Origin of the sequence: Actinomadura logoneensis (assembly GCF_003428695.1) — a bacterium.
In the GTDB taxonomy this organism is placed as follows: Bacteria; Actinomycetota; Actinomycetes; order Streptosporangiales; family Streptosporangiaceae; genus Spirillospora; species Spirillospora logoneensis.
The window spans coordinates 1-14,941 of the sequence record NZ_QURH01000308.1 but is presented as its reverse complement, the minus strand read 5'-3'; the positions used below and the strand labels follow the sequence as shown (position 1 = coordinate 14,941).

Here is a 14,941-nt window from a genome sequence, read left to right as displayed (position 1 = left end):
GGCGACGCGGTCCAGCACGGTCGCGGCGGAGACCAGCCGCCGCCCCGGTCCTGCCCGCCACCCCGGCCTTCCAGGGCGGCCCGGCCTTCCGGTGCCGCCCGGTCCTCCGCGCCGCCGGACCTCCTGGGCCACGACCGCCAGCCCCGCGGCGGGCCCGTACGCCGCGAGCAGCCACGAGCCCACGCTCATGGGCGAGGTGGGCTTCACCACGCGCAGCATGTGGTGGAACCGGTCGGGCCGTCCCAGGTCGTGGACGAGGGCGGCGGCGGAGCCCGCGATGGCGGCGAGCGAGGAGACCTTCAACGCCCGCGCCATCGCCGTCCGTCCGGTGAGCTGCGCGCCCGCCGCGAGCATGGACCCGGCCCCGGCCAGGCCGCCCAGGAAGAAGTAGCCCGCGATGTCCAGGGGCTCCCAGGGGATCTGGTTGAGGATCGGCCTGCCGTAGTAGGAGGTGAACTCGGCGTCGGGCACGACCGGCCGCTCGCCGCGTCGGCCCCGCCGTCCGCGCGGGCGTCCGTCCAGTCCCTGGCCGACCAGCGCGGAGCGGCCCGGCCGTTCGCCCTGGACACCGTCCTTGGTGACGTCCGACGTGCTCATCGCCACCCTCCCCGCACCCGCGCTCCCCGAAGGCGTGCTCCCGGCAGCCGTGCTCCCGGCATCCGTGGGCCGCGAAGCCGGGGGCTTCCGGCACGACCGCCGCCCGGCCGTCCGTGCGCGGCGAAGACGGCGGTCAGCGCGGCGGCGGCGGTCAGCGCGGCCAGCCCGGCGTGCCGCCACATGGACGGCAGGTCGCGGGTGGTGACGACGGGGTCGGGCGGCAGCCCGTACACCTCCGGCTCGTCCAGCAGCAGGAAGAACGCGCCGTCGCCGCCGACCCCGTCCTGCGGGTCGTGCCCGTACAGGCGCGCGTCGGCGACGCCGACCTCGTGCAGCTCCTCGACGCGCGCGGCGGCCCGCTCCCGCAGCTCGTCCAGCGGGCCGTACTGGATGGAGTCGGTCGGGCACGCCTTCGCGCACGCGGGTTCCTGCCCCGCGCCGATCCGGTCGTAGCACAGCGTGCACTTCCAGACGCGGCCGTCGTCCGGACGCTGGTCGATGACGCCGTACGGGCACGCGGGCACGCAGTAGCCGCAGCCGTTGCAGACGTCCTCCTGGACGACGACCGTGCCGAACTCGGTGCGGAACAGCGCCCCGGTCGGGCACACGTCCAGGCACGCGGCGTGCGTGCAGTGCTTGCACACGTCGGAGGCCATCAGCCAGCGCAGGTCGCCGTCGCCCCCGGCCGAGGCGTTGCCGAGCGGCTTGCGCTGCTCGACGAACGCCACGTGCCGCCACGTGGAGGCCCCGAGGCCCTGCGTGTTGTCGTAGGACATGCCGGTGAGTTCGAGGCCGTCCTCCGGGACGGCGTTCCACTCCTTGCACGCCACCTCGCACGCCTTGCAGCCGATGCACACCGACGTGTCGGTGAAGAAGCCCATCCGCGGGGGCGCGTCGCGGTGCCCGGCGTCGCGCGCCGGGTCGGGCTCGGCGCCCGCGAGCAGGTTGCGTCCGACCAGCGAGCCGGTCATCCCCTGACCTCCATTCCGGTGTCCGCGGTGATCCCGGCGCGGCGGCGGTACTCGGCGAGCAACTTCGGCACGGCCGGTCCGCGCGGCCGGCGGCCCGGCCGGATGTCGGCGCTGAGGGCCTTGACCTCCTGGATGTGCACGTTCGGGTCCAGCGCCATCGCGGTGAGGTCGTTGGCCGCGTCGCCGGTCGTGTAGCCGTTGGGGCCCCAGTGGTAGGGCACGCCGATCTGGTGGACGGTGCGTCCGCCGGCCGTCAGCGGCCTGATCCGGTCGGTCACCAGGACCCGCGCCTCCACCACGCCGCGGGCGCTGACCAGGTGGGCCCAGCCGCCGTGCGTCAGTCCGCGCTCGGCGGCCAGCGCGGGGGACACCTCGCAGAAGAACTCCGGCTGGAGCTCGGCCAGGTACGGGGTCCAGCGGCTCATCCCGCCCGCGGTGAAGTGCTCGGTGAGCCGGTAGGTGGTGACGACGTACGGGAACACGTCCGCGCCGGCCTCCTCCGGTCCCGGATGGAACCGGTTGGCCTCGCGGGCGAACACCTGCCGGACGGGGTTGCGCTGCTGCCCGGCGTACAGCGGGTTGCGGACGGGCGAGTCCTGCGGTTCGTAGTGCGCGGGCAGCGGCCCGTCGACCAGGCCCGCCGGGGCGTACAGCCAGCCCTTGCCGTCCGCCTGCATGATGAACGGGTCGACGCCGCTGATCGCGTCCACGCCGGTCGCGCCCTCGGCCGGACGGTAGGACGGCGGCCGGTCCGCGACGTAGTCCGGGACGTCGTGGCCCGTCCAGGAGCCCTTCTCCGCATCCCACCAGACCAGGGCCTTGCGGTCGCTCCACGGCCGCCCCTCGGGGTCGGCCGAGGCGCGGTTGTAGAGGATGCGGCGGTTCGCCGGCCACGCCCACGCCCATTCCGGCGCCGTCCAGATCTGCTCGGTGTGCGGTTTGCGGCGTGCCGCCTGGTTCACGCCGTCGGCGTAGACGCCGCAGTAGATCCAGCAGCCGCAGGCCGTGGAACCGTCGTCCTTCAGCTCGGTGTAGGCGCTGAGCGGGCCGCCCGCGGCGTGCCTGCCGTTGATCTCGGCGAGGACGGACTCGGCGTTCGGCTCCTCGATCGTCCCCTCGGTGGGGTAGTCCCAGGTGAGGTCGAGGACCGGCCGGTCCCTCGGGTCGCCGGACGCGGCCAGCCGCCGCCTGATCCGCCGGCCGAGGTGGTAGGTGAACCACAGGTCGCTGCGGGCCTCGCCGTCCGGCTCCTTGGCGGCGAAGTGCCACTGCAGCATCCGGTTGGTGTTGGTGAACGACCCGGCCTTCTCCACGTGCGCGGCGGCGGGGAAGAAGAACACCTCGGTGGCGATGTCCTCGGTGCGCAGCTCCCCGGTCTCGATCTCCGGGCCGTCCTTCCACCAGGTGGCGGACTCGATGAGCGAGAAGTCGCGGACCACCAGCCAGTCGAGGTTCGCCATGCCCAGCCGCTGCATCTTGGCGTTGGCCGAGCCGACCGCCGGGTTCTCGCCCAGCAGGAAGTAGCCCTTGCACACGCCGTCCAGCTGGGCCAGGACGGTCTCGTAGGTGCTGTGGGAGCCGGTCAGGCGGGGGAGGTGGCCGAAGCAGTAGTCGTTGTCGGCGGTCGCGTTCTCGCCCCAGTACGCCTTGAGCAAGCTGACGACGTACGAGCGCATGTTCGCCCAGAAGCCCTTGTCGGTCTTCACCGCCTCGATGAAGGCGTCCAGGTTCTCGTGCGAGTGCGCGTGCGGCATCGGGATGTAGCCCGGCAGCAGGTTGAACAGCGTCGGGATGTCGCTGGACCCCTGGATGGACGCGTGGCCGCGCAGCGCCTGGATACCGCCGCCCGGACGGCCGATGTTGCCCAGCAGCAGCTGCAGGATGCTCGCCGTCCGGATGAACTGCGCGCCGGTGCTGTGCTGCGTCCACCCGACCGCGTAGACGAACTCGCTGGTGCGGTCGGGCCCGGAGTTCTCCACCAGCGCCTCGCACACCTGCCGGAAGGCGTCCGGGGAGACGCCGCAGGTCCGCTCGACCATCTCCGGCGTGTAGCGGGCGAAGTGGCGCTTGAGGATCTGGTAGACGCAGCGGGGGTGCTGGAGCGTCCGGTCGCGTTCCGGCTCGCCGTGGAAGCCCGCGCCGCCCGACCCGTGCGACTCCGACCGCCCCGCGGACGCCATGTCCGCCTTGTGGTCGGCCCGCCGCTCGTACAGCTCGTCCCGCTCACCCGACGCCGCCTGGATCTCCGTCCCGGCGTACTGCCAGGTGGTGACGTCGTAGTGGCGGGCGTCGGGGTCCAGGCCGGAGAACACGCCGTCCAGGTCCTCGGTGTCCTGGAAGTCCTCGCCGACGATCGTCGCGGCGTTGGTGTACTCCAGCACGTACTCGCGGAAGTCCGACCCGGTGGACAGGACGTGGTTGACGATCCCGCCGAGGAACGCGATGTCGGTCCCGGCGCGGATCGGGACGTGCAGGTCGGCGAGCGCGCTGGTCCGGGTGAAGCGCGGGTCCACGTGGATCACCTTGGCGCCGCGCGCCTTGGCCTCCATCACCCACTGGAACCCGACGGGATGGCACTCGGCGAAGTTCGAGCCCTCGATCACGATGCAGTCGGAGTTCTGCAGGTCCTGGAGGAACGTTGTCGCGCCGCCGCGTCCGAACGAGGTCCCGAGCCCGGCCACCGTGGAGCTGTGGCAGACCCGCGCCTGGTTCTCGACCTGGACGACGCCGAGCGCGGTGAACAGCTTCTTGATGAGGTAGTTCTCCTCGTTGTCCAGCGTCGCGCCGCCGAGGCTGGCGATCCCGAGCGTGCGGTTGACCCGCTTGCCGTCCTGCTCGTCCTGCCAGGTCGCGCGCCGGGTGGCGATGACCCGCTCGGCGACCATGTCCATCGCCGTGTCCAGGTCCAGGCGCTCCCACTCGGTGCCGTGCGGGCGCCGGTACAGCACCTCGTGCCGCCGGGACTCCCCGGTGGTGAGCTGCAGGCTCGCCGCGCCCTTGGGGCACAGCCGCCCCCGGCTCACGGGGGAGTCCGGGTCGCCCTCGATCTGGACGATCTCGTTGCCCTTGACGTAGACGTTCTGCGCGCAGCCGACCGCGCAGTAGGGGCAGATCGACTTGACGACCCGGTCGGCCGTCGCGGTCCTGGGCGTCAGCGCGCGCGTGTCCGGCGACATCGCGGCGGCGCCCCTGCCGAGCGGATCGTCCCCGGTGAGCTGCCGGTAGACCGGCCAGCCCTCGAACCAGGCGCGCACCCCCATGGCGACCTCGCGTCCCTCGTGGCGGATGGAGTCCGGACGGTCGATGACCGTGCTCGGATGTGCGATCGGCGGATGAAGCGTGATCGCGGTCACGTCGTCCCCAAGAAGAACGACTCCTACACCTCGCCTCCACCGGCGGAACCCGCGTCCAGGGGACGTCGAGACACGGGAAACGCCGCCGGGAAGGCCGTTCGGGCTCCTCGGCGGCGTCTTCCGTCTTCGCCGCTACCGGGCGGTGAGGCGGGCGCGCATCCCGGACGGGGTGAGCGTGGACGGCCCGAAATAGGTGGTGATCGACTCCAGCTCGGGGACGTCCAGCTCCTGGCGGGTCGTGATGTGCGCGGCGGTGAGCGCCAGGACGGCCAGCCCCAGGTGGGAGCCGAGGCAGCCGCGCGGCCCGGACGCGAACGGCAGGTACGCGCCGGGCGCGTGCGGCCGGGCGCCGTCGAGCCAGCGTTCGGGGGCGAACCGGTGCGGGTCGTCCGCCCACCAGCGCTCGTCGTGGTGCATCAGGTAGGGGCTGAACATGACGGCCGTCCCGGCGGGCACCTCGAAGCCGCCGAGCGTCACGGCGGTGACGGCGTCCCGGCCGAGCAGCCAGGCGGGCGGCCGGACCCGCAGCACCTCCTGCGCGAAAGCCCAGGTGTAGGGCAGCGCACGCGCCGGATCGTCGTCCACGCCGGTCGCGGTGCCCGCCTCCGCGCGGATGCGCCGCGCGGCGTCCGGATGGGCGGCCAGGTGATAGAGGATCCAGCACCAGGCGGCCCCCATGGTGCCGATGGCGCCGAGCAGGGTGAACCCCATCGCGCCCATGGCGATGTCGGCGGGGACGGCGTCCGGCTGCGCCCGGATGTGCCCGAGCATCGTGCCCGTCCGCGCCGATCCCTCGTCGGGCCCCTCGCCAGGCCCCTCGGCCGGGGCCTCCAGCATGGGGGAGAGGGTGTCGCGGACACGCTGGTCGGCGTCCCGGACCCGCCGCCGCAGCCGGGACGGCATCCAGGACGGGACGCGCACGGCGGCCTCCGCCGCGCCGCGGGCCGCGTCGAACGAGCCCAGCACGGCGTCCACCAGCGCGGGCGACTCGTCCGGGAGGTACAGCGGCAGCAGGGCGCGGACGCAGATCGCCCAGCACTCCTCGGCCGGGTCGAACCAGGCGCCGTCGAGGGCGTCCAGGTCCGCGGCGAGCGCGGCGCGCACCACGGGCAACCGGCCCGGCAGCGCCGCGGACCGGAAGATCGGCGCGGCGAGCTGCCGGGCGTCCATCCAGCGGCGGGTCTGCTCGGCGGTCGGGAACCGGCCGCCCTGGAGCGGGTTGGCGTTCGGGACCGAGTCGCGGTTGGTGCGCGCCAGCACCTCGGTGACCAGCTCCGGGTCGGTCACCACGACCACGCCGGTGTCGAACCGGAACACGTCGCCGTACCGCCGCCGGCAGTCGTCGAGAAAGCCCGCCGGATCGGCCTCGTAGGCCGTCAGATGGCGCGCGAGAATGCCGCCGCGCGGCCCGGGAATGGTCTCTTTCACACGCTGGGACACCTGGAACGCCGCCCTTTCGCCGTCACCCTCCGAACCGCATGGAAATGGCGCGGTGCCGGTTCGGGTGTCGCCCTCCGCGGCACCGCGCCACCGTCTCCGCTAGCGGAGGCGGTAGATGACGTAACGGCCCTTCATCTGCGCCTTGTGCATGCCGAGGGCACGCTTGACCAGCCTCGCCATGGGCACCGTCCTTTCCGGTCGCGCTGTTCCCGCCCTCGCGGGAGGCGTGTGCGCTCATCTAGACACACGGCGCCGGAACGGGCAACAGCACCATGTGTCATTTCCTGCCGCCGGTGCCGACCCTATTTGTCGCTCGGTTGCCCTACCTGCGCAATTACTGTGAGAAGTGACGCGATTCCGTGTCCCCGGGACGACCGCCGATATCCGTCGCGATTACGCGGTCGCGGGACCGTCCGCCCCCTCCGACGGAGCGTCGGAGTCGGTCCGCAGCAGCTCCGGATCGGCGTAGGCCTGCCACCCGAACCGGCCGAACCAGTCCGCGCGCGCCCGCTCCCCGCTCCACCGGCCGAGATGCCGCAACCGGGCGGCCGCGGTCCGCCGGACATCGGCGTCCTCGGCCTCGGACGCGCGTTCCAGCCATCCGCGGGCCTCGGCCACCCGTCCGCGCTCGTCCTCGTAGATCCCCAGGGCCAGCATCGCCTCCCAGACCGCCTCGTGGCCGGTTCCGAGGACCCGTTCCCAGAGGCTCCGTGCCTGCTCCGTCCGCCCCTGCTGGTACTCCAGAACACCGAGATCGTGCATCACCTTCGGGCAGATGTCGGGGTTCCCGGTCTTGAGCGCCCGCCGGAACCAGGTGCGGGCCTCCTCCGTCCGCCCCTCGACGAACGCGAGCCCGCCGAGGTTGTGCATCGCCGCCGGGGCGATCCCGGCGTGGCCGGTACGGGCGGCCTGCTCCCACCACGACCGCGCCAGGTCCTTCCGACCCTGCGTGTACGCCAGCACTCCCAGCTTGTGCATGGCCATGGGACGGGCGCTCGGGTGGTCGGTCCCGGCGGCCCGTTCCCACCACGACCGCGCCTCCTCCTCGTGGCCCGCCTTCTCCTCGCAGAGTCCGAGGTTGTACAGGGAGAGAGGCGCGGCGTCGGCGTGGCCGGTGGCCACCACGCGCTCCCACCACGACCGGGCCTCCTCCGCGCGGTCCTCGTCGTAGGCCAGGGCTCCCAGGCCGTACATCGCGCGGGGCGTGGCCTCGGGACGGTCGAGTGCGACCGCGCGCTCCCACCACCGCCGTGCCCGGTCGGGCCGTCCCTGCGCGCGTTCCAGGGTCCCCAGGTTGGCCATCGCCCGAGAGGCCCCCTCGACGCGCCCGGTCTCGACGGCGCGCTCCCACCACGACCGCGCGAGGTCCTCGCGGCCCTCCCGGTTCTCCACGATGCCCATGCCGGCCATCGCACGCGCCCCGACCTCGGGGTCGTCGCCTTCGAGCGCCCGCCCGAACCAGCGCCGGGCCTCCACCAGGTCGCCGTCCTCCAGCACCCGGCGGGCGATGAGGAAGAGGTCGAGGGCGTCGGGCACGGCGTCGGAGTGGTCCAGCAGGCGGCGCGCCGCCGGGAACGCGCCCCGCTCCAGCGCGGTGTGGCCGACGCGGCACCGGTCCTCGCCGTCGAGGAACCGGTCGGCGTACCGCCACATCGCGTCGTGCACCGGCCAGTGGGCGGGGTCCCCGGGATCGTCGGCCAGCGCGCTCAGCAGGGGATGGGGAACGTACCGGGGGCCGTTGGACACCGCCTGCGCCACGATCAGCTCGGGACGGTCCGGGCGGAGGCGGGTGGCCCACCTGAGAGCCCGGGAGTAGGCGCGAACCGCGACCGGCGTGATGCCGGCCCGATGCCCTGCCGACTCGCGCCGGTAGGCCGCGTACACGTGCTCCAGGACGCTTTTGGTGAGCGGGCGGGGAATCCCGGCCCGGTACCAGTCGGTGACGGCGTGCAGGAGCGCGATCCGGGCGGCGGCGTCCTGGCCGGTCGTCGTCAAGGCCGCGCGCACCTGGTCCCAGGACACCATCAAGCGTCCGAGCAGTACCGGCTGCTCGTCGTCGCTCAGGAGAGGTCGCAGGTCGGCATAGGCCTCCCGTGCGGCCAGGTCGGCGCGTTCGCCCGGGCTCAGCGCCTCCACCTCGACCCATACGGCGCGCCGCCGCAGCACCGCGACCGCTGACCCGGGGTGCTCCTCCGGGCCCGCGCCTTCCCCGGCGCGCACGGTGCCGAGCACCCACAGCCGGTCGGGCAGCCGGTCGGGTGGCCAGGCGGCCAGTTCGGTGAGCCGGTCGCGGCGGAGACCGTCCAGCCAGAGCACGGCTCCGGACGGCCGGACGGCCCAGGGGCGGGCCCGTTCGATCATCTCCGCCAGCGGAACGCGCGGGTCGTCGACGAAGCCGAGCACGCGGTGGCCGGGCAGCCGCAGCCGGGCCGCCCGCGCCAGGCTGCTGGTGGTGCCGGCGAGCCGGGCTCCGGCCACCAGCACGATCCCGCCGTCCCGCACGGTCAGCGCCCGCTCCAGCCCGCGGTCCACATCGCGGGCCAGGTAGGGCGCTTCCCCCTCCGCGCCGTACCGGTTGGGATGCGCCCCCAGGTCCCGGGGGCTCACCTCGCCCATCGTCCTCGGCCGCCCGTCGGGGTGGATCAGCGTCGGCCACGCCACCGGGACGACCCGGCCCTCGCCCGCGCCCAGCGCGGCGATCCCGTGGGCGACCGCGGCGGCGACCCCGGCCAGCGCCAGGTCGAGCGCGAGCCACCACCATGCCCAGTGGCCGCCGTTGAGGATCTGGTTCGTGGCGACGCCGACCGCCACGCCCAGCACGGCCGAGGCTCCGTCCAGCGCCCATACCCACCGCCGGACCCCACGGTGACTCATGAAGCGCCTCCCACGGGCCGCCGTCCCGGAGAAGGGGGCACGTGCCGCTCGGGCACGGTCCGGAAGCACCGGGAGAACATCAGTTGAGAACATCAGTTCTCCCGATTCGACCACCGGCGGCGACGGCGGGTTCACCGGACGGCGCGACCGCCGTGGCCCGATACGGACACCGCCCGCCGGATTCTCCGCGCGCGCGACCGCCGTGGCCCGATACGGACACCGCCCGCCGGATTCTCCGCGCGCCGTGGGCGTCGCGGCCGGACCCCGGGCCGGACCGGGCGCGGAGATGTCGGAAAAGACTTCGAGCCCACCGCGCCGTGGCGCGGTGGGCTCGAGTTACGGGAGGCCGGTGACCGCCCCGCCTGGACGGCAGGGGGTCACGGTCGGCGGGAACCCGTGGGTCAGGCGGTGACGATGTTCTCCGCCTGCGGGCCCTTCTGGCCCTGGGTGATGTCGAACGACACCTTCTGGCCCTCCTGGAGCTCGCGGAAGCCCTGGGCGGCGATGTTCGAGTAGTGAGCGAAGACGTCGGGGCCGCCGCCGTCCTGCTCGATGAAGCCGAAGCCCTTTTCGGAGTTGAACCACTTCACGGTACCGGTGGCCATATCGATCTCCTTCTGGTCGTACCCGCCCACACACCGTGCGTGGCCGGGAGCGCCGCGATGGCCCATCCGGAAGATCCAGAACAACAAAAAATGCGCCTGAGGTCAGATCCACCAGGCGCATGAAACATGTCTATGGGAACCGCAACTCTCACGAGGCTAGCACATGGATGCGGATCAAGGTCGGTTCTGCTGTGATCTGGACGTCAGGTGTCGCCGACGGTCCCCGCCACGGCAGGTTCGGGCGCATACTACAGGTATGAAAACCTCTGGTCCCACCGGGCGGCGGCGGCTGCCCACCAGCCCGTTCCCGCCCCCGCCCGCGGCTCCGCCGGTGCAGGAGTTCATCCTGAACGACCGGGTCACCCACGACAAGTACGGGCTCGGGCAGGTCGTCGGGATCGAGCCGGGAGGAGCCCTCCTGTGTGATTTCGGCACCCAGAAGGTAAAAATCCTCTCGCCGTACCCGAAGCTCTTCAAACTCTGAGATCCGCGCCGGGCTCATCGGCCGGGTCCGGGTCCCTGGGCGGGGAACCGGCTCGGCGGTGATCGGGCCCAGCGCGTTCGGCACCGGCTCCCGGGGAACCGGTGCCGAACGACAGGGCCGCTCGGGATGGGCCGAGCGCCCGCCCCGCTACTGCTTCGCCTTGGTCACGAACTCCGTGGTGTAGGTCTTGGACAGGTCGATGCTGTCCTTCTTGCCCTTCACGTTCGGGGAGAACTGGGCGAGCACCTCCAGGACGTTCTTGGCGCCCTCCGCCGGCATGACGCCGTCGGCGGTGAACATGCCGATGGAGTCGCCGATCGCCTTCCGGTAGAGCGCCGGGTCGCCGCCCGCGTAGTCGGCGGGCATCTTCGCGGCGATCTCCTCGGGCTTGTGGGCCTTGATCCAGCCGAGCGTCTTCACGAAGGCGTTCGCGAGCTTCTGCACGGTCTGCGGGTTGGACTTCACGTAGCCGCAGTCCATGTACAGCGACGCCGCCGGGTACAGGCCGCCGAGGGCCTTCTGCGTGCCCTCCTTGGTCCGCATGTCCAGCATGACCTTGGCCTTGCCGGTGGTGGTGAGCTTGGCGATCGTCGGGTCGGTGGTCATGCCCGCGTCGATGCCGCCGTTGCCGAGCGTGGCGATGAACGTCGCGCCCGCGCCCGCCTTGACGGTGGTGTAGTCCGACGGCTGGACGCCCGCCTTGACGGCCAGCGCCCGCGTCAGGAAGTCGGTGGACGAGCCGGGGCTGGTCACGCCGAGCTTCTTGCCCCTGAACGCGGCGGGGGAGGGGATCTGCCCGGCCTTGTCGGTGGCGACCATCTCGGCCTCGCCGGGCACGTCGGCGAACTGCACGACGCTCTCGATGCACTTGCCCTTGGTCTGCAGGTCGACGGTGTGGTCGTAGAAGCCGACCACGCCCTGCACGTCCCCGGAGATCAGCACGTTCTCGGCGATCGCGCCGGCGGGCTCGGTCAGCAGCTGGACGTTCAGGCCCTGCTCCTTGAAGTAGCCGAGCTGCTCGGTGAGCTTGGCGGGCAGGTAGATGACCTTGTCGATGCCGCCGACCATGATCTTGACGGAGCCGCCGGAGTCGCCCGCCGACGAGGACGACTTGGAGCTGCGGCAGGACGTGAGGGAGAGCGCGGTCATCGCGGCCAGGGCGGCGGCGGTGACGCGGTACGCGGTACGCATGGGGTGGGACTCCAGAGGGGGAGGGGGACGAAGGGCGAGGGGGAGGGTCAGACGGGGTTGCTGTCGGCGGCCGACGGCGGGCGCCAGCGCAGCAGCCGGCCCTCGAGCATCGTCAGCAGCCACTCGGCGAGCAGCGCCAGCACGGTGATGATGATCATTCCGGCGTAGATGCCGGCGGCGTCGAAGGTGCCCTGCGCGTGGTTGATCAGCAGGCCGAGGCCCTTGTCGGCGCCGCTGTACTCGCCGACCACCGCGCCGATGATCGCGAAGCCGAACGCCGAGTGCAGCGACGCCAGGATCCAGGACGTCGCGGACGGCACGACGACGGTGCGCAGCACGGCCCACCGCCCGGCGCCGAGGATCCGCGCGTTGTTGACCAGGTTCCGGTCCACCTCGCGGGCGCCCTGGAAGGCGTTGAAGAACACCGCGAAGAACACCAGCACGAACGCCGTGGCGACCTTGGACTGCATGCCGAGGCCGAACCAGATCACGAACAGCGACGCCAGGATGATGCGCGGGATGGCGTTGGCGGCCTTGATGAACGGCGCGCACACGTCCGACAGGAAGCGGCTGCGGCCGAGCACCACGCCCAGCACGACGCCGCCGAGCGAGCCGAGGACGAAGCCGAGGACGGCCTCGCGCAGCGTGTAGGAGATCTGCTCCCAGATGGACCCCTGGGAGGTGCCGTGGGAGAACCAGTCGACCAGCCGGTCCCAGATCGAGGTCGGGCGCGAGTAGTAGAACGGGTCGATCCAGTTGCGCGCGGCCAGCTCCCAGGAGCCGAGCCACACCGCGACGAGCACGATCCGCACCAGGTAGATCGTGAGGCGGCGGCGCAGCGCGGCGGACCGGGCCTGGGCGGCGGCCCGGGCGTCCTCCTCCGGCGTGGGCAGGGCGGCCGAGGGCGCGGCCTGCGGCTCGCGGACGTCATGCGGCACGGCCGGCACCCCTCTCGCGGGTGATCTGCACTTCCTCGCGCAGCGACTCCCAGACCTCGCGGTAGATGTCGAGGAACTCCGGCGTCAGCCGGACCTCCTCGGCGTCGCGGGGGCGCTCCAGCGGGACGTCGAAGACCCCCTTGACGGTGGCGGGCCCGGCGGTCATGACGACCACCCGGTCGGCCAGCACCAGGGCCTCCTCCAGGTCGTGGGTGACGAACACGACGGCCGCGCCGGACCCGGACCACAGCCGCAGCAGCTCGTCCTGCATGAGGCCGCGGGTCTGGACGTCGAGGGCGGAGAACGGCTCGTCCATCAGCAGGATGGACGGCTCGTTGACCAGGGTCTGGGCGAGCGCGACGCGCTTGCGCATACCGCCGGACAGCTGGTGCGGGTAGTACTTCTCGAATCCGGCGAGGCCGACGCGGGCGACCCACTCGCGGGCCTGCTCGCGCGCCTCGCGCTTGGCGGCGCCCCGGTAGCGGGGGCCGGTCGCGACGTTGTCGAGGACGGAGCGCCAGGGCAGGACGGCGTCGTTCTGGAACATGTACCCGACGCCGTCGGGGATGCCGGTCACGGGCTCGCCGTGGACCCGGACCGTCCCGGCGGACGGGGGCTCGAGGCCCGAGACCAGGGACAGGGTGGTGGACTTGCCGCATCCGGTCGGGCCGACGACCGCGACGAACTCGCCGGGCGCGACGGTCAGGTCCAGGTCGCGCACGGCGGTGTGGAGGCCGGCGCCGGACCGGAAGCGCTTGGTGGCCCCGCGGATCTCGATCACCGGGGCTTTCTGCTGGGACATGCCCGGCAGGCTAGGAAGTGACCGGGGTCACCGGAACCCTTGTCCGCGAAGCCCGCGCAAACCGCATAACCGCACGTTGAGCCCGTTGCGCGGGTTCTGCTCGTTCTGCTCGCCCGGGGCTGGGCGCGGGGTAAGCCATCGGGTACTTTGGCCTGCCATGTCCGTCCGCCTCCGCCTCCCGTTCGCCCGCCAGGTGCTGGTCCTGCAGATCGCCGTGGTGGTCGTCGTGGGCTGCGCGGGCTACGCCCTGGTGGCCTGGCGGCTGGACGGCGAGCTGCGCGACCAGTTCGGCCAGCGCGCCCTCACCCTGGCCCGCAGCGTCGCCGCGGACCCGGACGTCGCGCGGTCGGTGATCGCCGGCGACCCCGGCCACCTGGTGCAGGACCGCGCCGAACGGGTCCGGCGGCGGGCGGGTGCGCTGTTCGTCGTGGTCACCGACCGGGACGGCATCCGCTACTCCCACCCCACCGAGGCGCTGCTCGGGCGGCGGGTCAGCACCGACCCGTCCGCGCCGCTCGCCGGGCGCGAGGTCGTCCGGTTCGAGCGCGGCACGCTCGGGCTGTCGGTGCGCGGCAAGGTCCCGCTGTACGACCCGACCGGCCCCGGACGCGCCGGGCAGGTCGTCGGCGAGGTCAGCGTCGGGTTCGACGCGGGCGCCATCGACCGCGAGCTGGACGACGCGCTCAGCGGGCTCAGCGCGTTCGTCGCGGGGGCGCTGCTGCTCGGCGTCCTGGCGTCCGCCGCGATCGGCGTCCGGCTGCGCCGCCAGACCCTCGGCCTGGAGCCGTACGAGCTGGTGGAGCTGGTGCACGAGCGCGAGGCGGTGCTGCACGGCGTCGGCGAGGGCGTGGTCGCGGTGGACGCCGCCGGACGCGTCGCCGTCTGCAACGCCGAGGCCGCCCGGCTGCTCGGCACCCCGCTCGAACGCGGCGTTCCCGCCGGGGACCTGGACGTCCCCGGGACGCTGCGCGACGTCCTCGTCGGGCGCTCCCTGGCCGCCGACCTGTTCGTCACGGCGGGGGAGCGGGTGCTGGTGGTCAACCGGCGCGAGGTCCGGCGGCACGGCCGCGACCTCGGCGCGGTGGTCACCCTGCGCGACCGCACCGACGTGGAGACCCTCGCCCGCGAGCTGGACTCCGTCCGGACGCTGTTCGACGCGCTGCGCGCCCAGCGGCACGAGTACGCCAACCGCCTGCACACCCTGTCCGGGCTCCTGCACCTCGGCCACCACGAGCAGGCCGCCGGGTACCTGGCGACGCTGGTCGCCGACGCGTCGGGCGCCCCCGCCGCCGAGCCGCTCCCGGCGGGCCCGCTGTTCGACCCGTACCTGCAGGCGTTCCTGTCCGCCAAGACCGCGGTGGCGGCCGAGCGCGGCGTCCGGCTCGACGTCGGCCCCGGCAGCTTCCTCCCGGGCCGCGTCACCGACCCGCTGGACGTCACGACCGTCGTCGGCAACCTCGTCGACAACGCCGTCGAGGCCGCCCGGCAGGGGGAGCGGCGGCCCGCGCGGGTCGAGGTCGAACTCCTCGGCGACGGCCCGGACCTGCACGTCACCGTGGCGGACTCCGGCCCGGGCGTCCCGGCGGGGCTGCGCGGCGAGATCTTCCGGGACGGCGTCACCACCCGCGAGCCCACCGGCGGGCGCGCCCGCGGCCTGGGCCTCGGGCTGGCCCGCCGCACCGCGCG

11 protein-coding genes are annotated in these 14,941 nt (G+C 73.2%); 2 read left to right on the top strand and 9 right to left on the bottom strand.

Going from position 1 to position 14,941, the window contains the following annotated elements; translation table 11 throughout:
- The 6 genes from nrfD to DZF91_RS18895 all read right to left on the bottom strand — a co-directional run.
- Nucleotides 1–597: NrfD/PsrC family molybdoenzyme membrane anchor subunit (gene nrfD / locus DZF91_RS18920; RefSeq protein ID WP_199486729.1), on the bottom strand; the 597-nt coding region annotated here is incomplete at its 3' end.
- Entirely contained in the window at nucleotides 594–1,478 is an 885-nt protein-coding gene (locus tag DZF91_RS18915) for a 4Fe-4S dicluster domain-containing protein (protein ID WP_235834405.1), read from the bottom strand. The genes nrfD and DZF91_RS18915, both read right to left, overlap by 4 nt.
- Nucleotides 1,479–1,564: 86 nt before the next feature.
- Nucleotides 1,565–4,828: a formate dehydrogenase gene (gene fdh / locus DZF91_RS18910; RefSeq protein WP_117358783.1), complete on the bottom strand. Its 3,264-nt coding sequence runs from the start codon at nucleotides 4,826–4,828 to the stop codon at nucleotides 1,565–1,567.
- Between the two features lie 225 nt (nucleotides 4,829–5,053).
- Complete coding sequence (locus DZF91_RS18905) at nucleotides 5,054–6,349, bottom strand: cytochrome P450 (protein WP_158587979.1); 1,296 nt, start codon at nucleotides 6,347–6,349, stop codon at nucleotides 5,054–5,056.
- Nucleotides 6,350–6,754: 405 nt separating this feature from the next.
- Nucleotides 6,755–9,235, bottom strand: coding sequence for a tetratricopeptide repeat protein (locus tag DZF91_RS18900; RefSeq protein WP_147341215.1), 2,481 nt, complete (start codon nucleotides 9,233–9,235; stop codon nucleotides 6,755–6,757).
- A 401-nt stretch (nucleotides 9,236–9,636) separates the two neighbouring features.
- Entirely contained in the window at nucleotides 9,637–9,840 is a 204-nt protein-coding gene (locus DZF91_RS18895) for a cold-shock protein (RefSeq protein WP_117358778.1), read from the bottom strand.
- 331 nt (nucleotides 9,841–10,171) lie between these two features.
- Here DZF91_RS18895 and DZF91_RS18890 point away from each other — a divergent pair, with 331 nt between their 5' ends.
- On the top strand, nucleotides 10,172–10,324 hold the full coding sequence (locus DZF91_RS18890; protein ID WP_235834404.1) for a hypothetical protein: 153 nt from the start codon (nucleotides 10,172–10,174) through the stop codon (nucleotides 10,322–10,324).
- 147 nt (nucleotides 10,325–10,471) lie between these two features.
- On the opposite strand, the gene DZF91_RS18885 is transcribed toward DZF91_RS18890, so the two are convergent.
- The 3 genes from DZF91_RS18885 to DZF91_RS18875 are packed head-to-tail and all read right to left on the bottom strand — an operon-like array spanning nucleotide 10,472 to nucleotide 13,255.
- Nucleotides 10,472–11,515: an ABC transporter substrate-binding protein gene (locus DZF91_RS18885; RefSeq protein WP_117358776.1), complete on the bottom strand. Its 1,044-nt coding sequence runs from the start codon at nucleotides 11,513–11,515 to the stop codon at nucleotides 10,472–10,474.
- 47 nt (nucleotides 11,516–11,562) lie between these two features.
- Nucleotides 11,563–12,453 carry an ABC transporter permease gene (locus tag DZF91_RS18880; protein WP_117358782.1) on the bottom strand — a complete coding sequence of 297 codons (891 nt, stop codon included), beginning with the start codon at nucleotides 12,451–12,453 and terminating at the stop codon, nucleotides 11,563–11,565.
- Nucleotides 12,443–13,255, bottom strand: a complete 813-nt coding sequence (locus tag DZF91_RS18875; RefSeq protein ID WP_117358775.1) for an ABC transporter ATP-binding protein — start codon at nucleotides 13,253–13,255, stop codon at nucleotides 12,443–12,445. The genes DZF91_RS18880 and DZF91_RS18875 overlap by 11 nt, the downstream gene beginning before the upstream one ends.
- 157 nt (nucleotides 13,256–13,412) lie before the next feature.
- Between DZF91_RS18875 and DZF91_RS18870 the strand changes: the two genes are divergently transcribed.
- The coding region (locus tag DZF91_RS18870) for a sensor histidine kinase (protein ID WP_147341214.1) at nucleotides 13,413–14,941 on the top strand (1,529 nt) is incomplete at its 3' end.

Coding starts and splice junctions, on each gene's coding strand:
- fdh (WP_117358783.1), bottom strand. CDS start 4,828: ATGGGGGTGCGCGCCTGGTTCGAGGGCTGGCCGGTCTACCGGCAGCTC.
- DZF91_RS18895 (WP_117358778.1), bottom strand. CDS start 9,840: ATGGCCACCGGTACCGTGAAGTGGTTCAACTCCGAAAAGGGCTTCGGC.
- DZF91_RS18900 (WP_147341215.1), bottom strand. CDS start 9,235: ATGAGTCACCGTGGGGTCCGGCGGTGGGTATGGGCGCTGGACGGAGCC.
- DZF91_RS18915 (WP_235834405.1), bottom strand. CDS start 1,478: ATGGGCTTCTTCACCGACACGTCGGTGTGCATCGGCTGCAAGGCGTGC.
- DZF91_RS18875 (WP_117358775.1), bottom strand. CDS start 13,255: ATGTCCCAGCAGAAAGCCCCGGTGATCGAGATCCGCGGGGCCACCAAG.
- DZF91_RS18885 (WP_117358776.1), bottom strand. CDS start 11,515: ATGCGTACCGCGTACCGCGTCACCGCCGCCGCCCTGGCCGCGATGACC.